We start from the raw sequence: 5500 nt of genomic DNA on the forward strand, positions 1-5500 counted from the left end.
TCCGCACCCGGCGACCTACAAAATGTCGGAGTCCTGGACGCATCCCCCGATCCTGTGGGCCGCGACCGACGAGGTCATCGGCCACGGCCACGGCGGTCATGGTGCAGCCGAGTTCAGCGTGGGAGGTGGCGCAAGTGGCAAGTGGTGAGGTCGCAACCCTGAAGCACGCCGAGCTGCCCGACGGCTCGGTGATCACGACCAGTGGACGGATCTCGGGCGTCACCGAACCCGGTGAAGTCTCGGTGCACTACCCGTTTCCCATCAACGATCTGGTCAGCCTCGACGACGCGCTGACCTACGGGTCGCGGGCCGCCGGTGCGCGGTTCGCGGTCTACATCGGTGACCTGGGCACCGACACCGGAGCGCGGGCGCGCGAAATCCTGGCGAGGGTGCCGACACCCAACGACGCGGTGCTGATCGCCGTCTCACCGGACCAGCACGCGATCGAGGTCGTGTACGGGTCCGGCGTCCGTGGCCGCGGAGCCGAATCGGCGGCGCCGCTCGGCGTCGCCGCCGCGGCGTCGGCGTTCCAGGACGGCAACCTGATCGACGGTCTGGTCAGCGCGGTCCGCGTGACCAGCGCCGGCATCTCGCCCGCGTAGCGGGCAACGGCTCGGTCAGGCCACCCCGCCGCCGTCGAACCGACGCGCGCGTAGCGACCGCTCGATTCCCGCACGGCCCTCGAGTACCAGGCGGCGGAGTGCTGCGGGCAGCTCCGGATCGGCGAGAAACGCGTCGGCCGCGGCGATGCCGTCATCGCTGATATCCCACGAGGGGTACAAGCCGACCACTACCGTCTGCGCCACCTCACTGGACCGGCGTTCCCAGACGCCGCGGATCGCGGCGAAGTAGCGCGCGCCGAACGGCTTGAGCAGCTCAGCTTGGCCGGGTTCGACGAAGCCAGCGATTATCGATCGCGCGGTGATGTTGGCCAGCGCATCGTCTTCGATGACCGTCGTCCACGCCGATTCCTTGACTACCGCCTGCGGTCGCGCCGCCGAGGCCTGCGCGCCGTAGCGCTTACCCGCCGCGGTCGGGTCGCGCTGGACCTCGGCGTCGATGAACGGCGTTGCTGTGCCGTCTGCGTCGATCTCGCCGGCGGCGGCCAGCGCCGTCACGATCCGCCAACGCAGATCGGTGTCGATCGACAACCCGGACAGGCCCAACTCGGCGGGGTCGTGATCGAGGAGGTCAGCCAGCACCACCACGTGCCGGGTCGACAGCACCGATGTGCACAGCGCGTTGACGAATGCCAGCTGATGATCCGATCCCGCCGCCGCGCCGCGGGCCAGCTCGAGAAGCCGGTCGGCGAACGCCGGCCATCCTTCCGACTGTGCCCACTCCGGCTCCGCGTAAGAACCCAGCGCGGTCTGGGCCTGCAGCAGCAGCCGCTGCGCAACCCCGACCTCGGTTTCGGCCTGAATGCCGCCGGAAACCAGCCACACGAAATCTCGGGCCCGCAGCTCGGCGTCGCGAGTCATCTCCCAGGCGGCCGACCACACCAATGTTCGGGGCAGTGGTTCGGCGATATCGGCGATGCGGTCCAGCGCTGTCTGCAACGACCCGGGATCCAGCCGCAGCGAGCAGTAGGTCAGATCGTCGTCGTTGACCAGAACCAGTTTGCCGTGCGAAATGCCAACCAGCGCAGGCACTTCTGTGCTGGCGCCGCTGATGTCGAGCTCTTCGCGATGCGTTCGCACCAGCTTGCCGCTGCCGTCGTCGTCATAGACGCCGACGGCCAGCCGGTGCATCCGGGTTTCACCCGCGCCCGGCGCGGCGCCAGTTTGTGTCACCGCGAACCGGGTGAAGCGGCCGTCGGCGTCGACATCGAAGTCCGCGCCCAGGGTGTTGAGGCCGGTCGTCTTCAGCCAAGTCCTGCCCCAGTCGGAAAGGTCACGGCCGGAGGCCTTTTCCAGCGCGGTGAGCAGGTCGTCGAACGTGGCGTTGTCGAACGCGTGGGCGCGAAAGTAATCGCGCAGCCCGGACAAGAAATGCTCCAGGCCGACATAGGCCACCAATTGTTTGAGCACACTGGCGCCCTTGGCGTAGGTGATGCCGTCGAAGTTCACCTCGACGGCGGCCAGGTCAGGGATATCGGCTGCCACCGGATGCGTCGAGGGCAGTTGGTCCTGGCGGTAAGCCCACGACTTCTCGGAATTGGCGAACGTCGTCCAGGCGGTGGTGAACTCGGTCGCTTCGGCTTGGCACAGCACGGAGGCGAAGGTGGCGAAAGATTCGTTGAGCCACAAGTCATCCCACCACCGCATGGTGACCAGGTCACCGAACCACATGTGCGCCATCTCGTGCAGTACCGTCTCAGCGCGCCGCTCATAGGACGCCCGGGTGACCTTGCTGCGAAAGACGTAGTCCTCCAGGAACGTCACCGCGCCGGCGTTCTCCATCGCCCCCGCGTTGAACTCGGGCACGAACAGCTGGTCATACTTGCCGAACGCGTACGGGACGCCAAAGTTCTTGTGGTAGAAGCCAAAACCCTGCTTGGTCTGAGTGAACAGCCGCTCGGCGTCCATGAACTCCGCCAGCGTGGCGCGGCAGAAGATGCCCAACGCGATCTCGCCGTTCTCGTCGCGGTAGACGTCGTCCCAGCGCGCATACGGGCCGGCGATCAGTGCCACCAGGTAGGTGCTCATCCGCGGGGTGGTCGCGAAGGTATGCACACCGCCGTCGACGCTCACCATGGCGCCGTTGGACACCACCTGCCAGTGCGGCGGCGCGGTCACCGTCACGTCGAACGTGGCTTTGAGGTCGGGTTGGTCGAAGCACGCGAACATCCGCTTGGCGTCAGCGGTTTCGAACTGCGAGTACAAATACACCTCGCCATCGACCGGGTCGACGAATCGGTGCAGGCCCTCGCCGGTGTTCGAGTAGCGGCAGTCGGCGTCGACCACGACCACGTTTTGCTCGGCCAGGCCGCTCAGCGCGATACCGGTCGACTCGTCGTAGCCGGACACGTCGAGTTCGCGGTCGTTGAGGGTCGCGCCGCGAACCGTTCCGGCGGCGATGTCGATGACGGTATCGGCGCCGGCCAGGGCCTCGAACGTCACGGTCGTGACCGAGCGGAAAGTGCCCTCGCCCGGTTTGCCGGCGCCATCGGTGAGATCCAGGTTGATTCGGTAATTGTCGACGGTGACCAGTGCGGCGCGCTCGACGGCCTGGTCACGGGTGAGGTTGGGGAGTGCCACATGTCCAACTTAAGCAATGAGCGCCAGCGGCGGGAATTGGACCGCCGCGGCTAGGGTTGTGCATGTCGGCTCATAGACCGTCAAGGAGAGGATCTCGCATGTCCGAGAAGTCAGTCGCCGATTTCTGGTTCGACCCACTGTGCCCGTGGGCGTGGATCACCTCTCGCTGGATCCTGGAAGTGGAAAAGGTTCGCGACATCGAAGTGAACTTCCGGGTGATGAGCCTCGCGGTGCTCAATGAGAATCGCGAAAACCTGCCCGCGGAGTACAAGGAGCGGCTGTCCAAGGCATTCGGTCCGGTGCGGGTGGCGATCGCCGCCGAGCAGGCCCACGGCAGCGAGATTCTCGCGCCGCTGTATGCCGCCATGGGCACCCGCATTCACAACGAGGGAAACAAGGACCTCGACGACGTCATCAAGCAGTCGCTGAAGGAGCTGGATCTGCCGGCCGAGTTGGCCGATGCGGCGACCACCGACACCTATGACGACGCGCTGCGTAAGAGCCACCACGCCGGGATGGACGCGGTCGGCGAAGACGTCGGCACCCCAACCATTCACATCAACGGGACGGCTTTCTTCGGCCCGGTGTTGTCGAGGATTCCGCGCGGCGAAGAGGCGGGCAAACTCTGGGACGCCTCGGTGACTTTCGCGGCCTACCCGCACTTCTGGGAGCTCAAGCGGACCCGTACTGAGGCCCCCGAATTCGACTAGACCCAGACGGCGGTGCAGGATCACGGTCATGCGCGTCTACCTCGGCTCTGACCACGCCGGCTACGAACTCAAACAGCAGATCATCGAGCACCTGAAATCGTCCGGCCACGAGCCGATCGATTGCGGCGCCTTCACTTATGACGCCGAGGACGACTACCCGGCGTTCTGCATCGCGGCAGCCTTGAAGACGGTGGCCGATCCGGACAGTCTAGGCATCGTGTTGGGCGGATCGGGAAACGGTGAACAGATCGCTGCCAACAAGGTCCCGGGAGCGCGGTGTGCGCTGGGCTGGAGCGTGGAGACCGCGTCGCTGGCCCGCCAGCACAACAACGCTCAGCTGATCGGCATCGGTGGTCGCATGCACACGGTGCCCGAAGCGCTGGCCATCGTCGACGCGTTCTTGACCACCCCGTGGTCGAAAGCTGAACGCCACCAACGGCGTATCGACATCCTCGACGAATATGAGCGCACCCACCAGGCGCCGCCGGTCCCCGGCGCTAACGGCGGGTAGCCGGCGTGCCCGAAGGGCATACCCTGCATCGACTGGCCCGGCTTCATCAGCGGCGCTACGCGGGTGCTCCGGTACGGGTGTCCAGTCCGCAGGGCAGGTTCGCGGCGGCGTCCGTCGACGGGCAGGAACTGCGACAGGCCACCGCGTGGGGAAAGCATCTGTTTCATCACTACGTCGGCGGGACGACGGTGCATGTGCACCTCGGGCTATACGGCAAGTTCACCGAGTGGCCACGATCGGCCGATGAAGCGATGCCCGACCCGGTCGGGGCGGTGCGGATGCGAATGGTCGGCGCCGAGTTCGGCACTGACCTCCGCGGGCCGACGGTGTGTGAAGTCATCGACGAAGCTCAGGTCGCCGATGTGGTCGCCCGACTCGGCCCTGATCCTCTGCGTCGCGATGCCGATCCGGCGTGGCCGTGGGCGCGGATTAGCAAGTCGCGCAGGCCAATCGGTGCGCTGCTGATGGACCAGACGATCATCGCCGGCGTCGGCAACGTCTACCGCGCCGAGCTGCTTTTCCGGCATGGCATCGACCCGTATCGGTCCGGCCGGGCGATCGGTGACGCGGAGTTCGCCGCGGCGTGGACCGACCTCGTGGAGCTGATGAAGGTCGGGTTGCGTCGCGGCAAGATCATCACGGTGCGGCCTGAGCATGACCACGGCGCACCGTCATACGGCCCGGGTCGGCCACGCACGTACGTCTACCGCCGAGCAGGCGAGGCGTGCCGAGTATGCGGAACCGCAATCCGCACAGCCGAATTGGAAGGGCGCAACGTCTTTTGGTGCCCAACCTGCCAGACGTGAACGACGAGCCACGGCCGGCTTCTCATCTGGCCGATAGAACCCGCAGGGCCCGCGCATAGCATCGCGGCGTACGCATAACCCCATGAACAAACTCGCAAGCAGTGCGATCGCGTCGGCAGCGATCGCCGCGGCATTGGGTTTGGCGGGTCTGGGCGGCAGCGCCGAGGCCCACGCGCAACCGGGACCGAACTGGTGCCCGGGTGACTTTTGGGACCCGTCGTGGGGCAATAACTGGGACTGGAACGCCTGCCACGGCAACGTGGTAGTACCCCC

At 66.4% G+C, this 5500-nt stretch carries 5 protein-coding genes and 2 pseudogenes; 6 read left to right on the forward strand and 1 reads right to left on the reverse strand.

The annotated features are described in order from the left end of the window. Positions 1 to 148 (forward strand): annotated as a pseudogene (locus VGH54_RS01770) (hypothetical protein); the annotation flags it as partial. Next, positions 135 to 602: a DUF5130 domain-containing protein gene (locus VGH54_RS01775; RefSeq protein ID WP_331510216.1), complete on the forward strand. Its 468-nt coding sequence runs from the start codon at positions 135 to 137 to the stop codon at positions 600 to 602. The pseudogene VGH54_RS01770 and the gene VGH54_RS01775, both read left to right, overlap by 14 nt. A 15-nt stretch (positions 603 to 617) precedes the next feature. Here the strand turns inward: VGH54_RS01775 and pepN are convergent, their stop codons facing one another. After that, positions 618 to 3200 (reverse strand): aminopeptidase N, encoded by a 2583-nt coding sequence (gene pepN / locus VGH54_RS01780; protein WP_331510217.1) that lies wholly within the window; start codon positions 3198 to 3200, stop codon positions 618 to 620. 98 nt (positions 3201 to 3298) lie between these two features. Here pepN and VGH54_RS01785 point away from each other — a divergent pair, with 98 nt between their 5' ends. From VGH54_RS01785 to VGH54_RS01800, 4 genes and pseudogenes are all read left to right on the forward strand, one after another. After that, a complete protein-coding gene (locus VGH54_RS01785) occupies positions 3299 to 3910 on the forward strand; it encodes a DsbA family protein (protein WP_331510218.1) in 612 nt (203 codons plus the stop codon). Between the two features lie 28 nt (positions 3911 to 3938). Next, the gene (locus VGH54_RS01790) at positions 3939 to 4421 is read left to right on the forward strand and encodes a ribose-5-phosphate isomerase (RefSeq protein ID WP_331510219.1); all 483 of its coding nucleotides are present in this window, start codon (positions 3939 to 3941) and stop codon (positions 4419 to 4421) included. A gap of 5 nt (positions 4422 to 4426) precedes the next feature. Continuing rightward, positions 4427 to 5227, forward strand: a complete 801-nt coding sequence (locus VGH54_RS01795; protein ID WP_331510220.1) for an Fpg/Nei family DNA glycosylase — start codon at positions 4427 to 4429, stop codon at positions 5225 to 5227. A gap of 82 nt (positions 5228 to 5309) precedes the next feature. Continuing rightward, positions 5310 to 5500: pseudogene (locus tag VGH54_RS01800) on the forward strand (hypothetical protein); the annotation flags it as partial.

Origin of the sequence: Mycobacterium sp. (genome assembly GCF_036488105.1) — a bacterium.
Lineage (GTDB): Bacteria > Actinomycetota > Actinomycetes > Mycobacteriales > Mycobacteriaceae > Mycobacterium.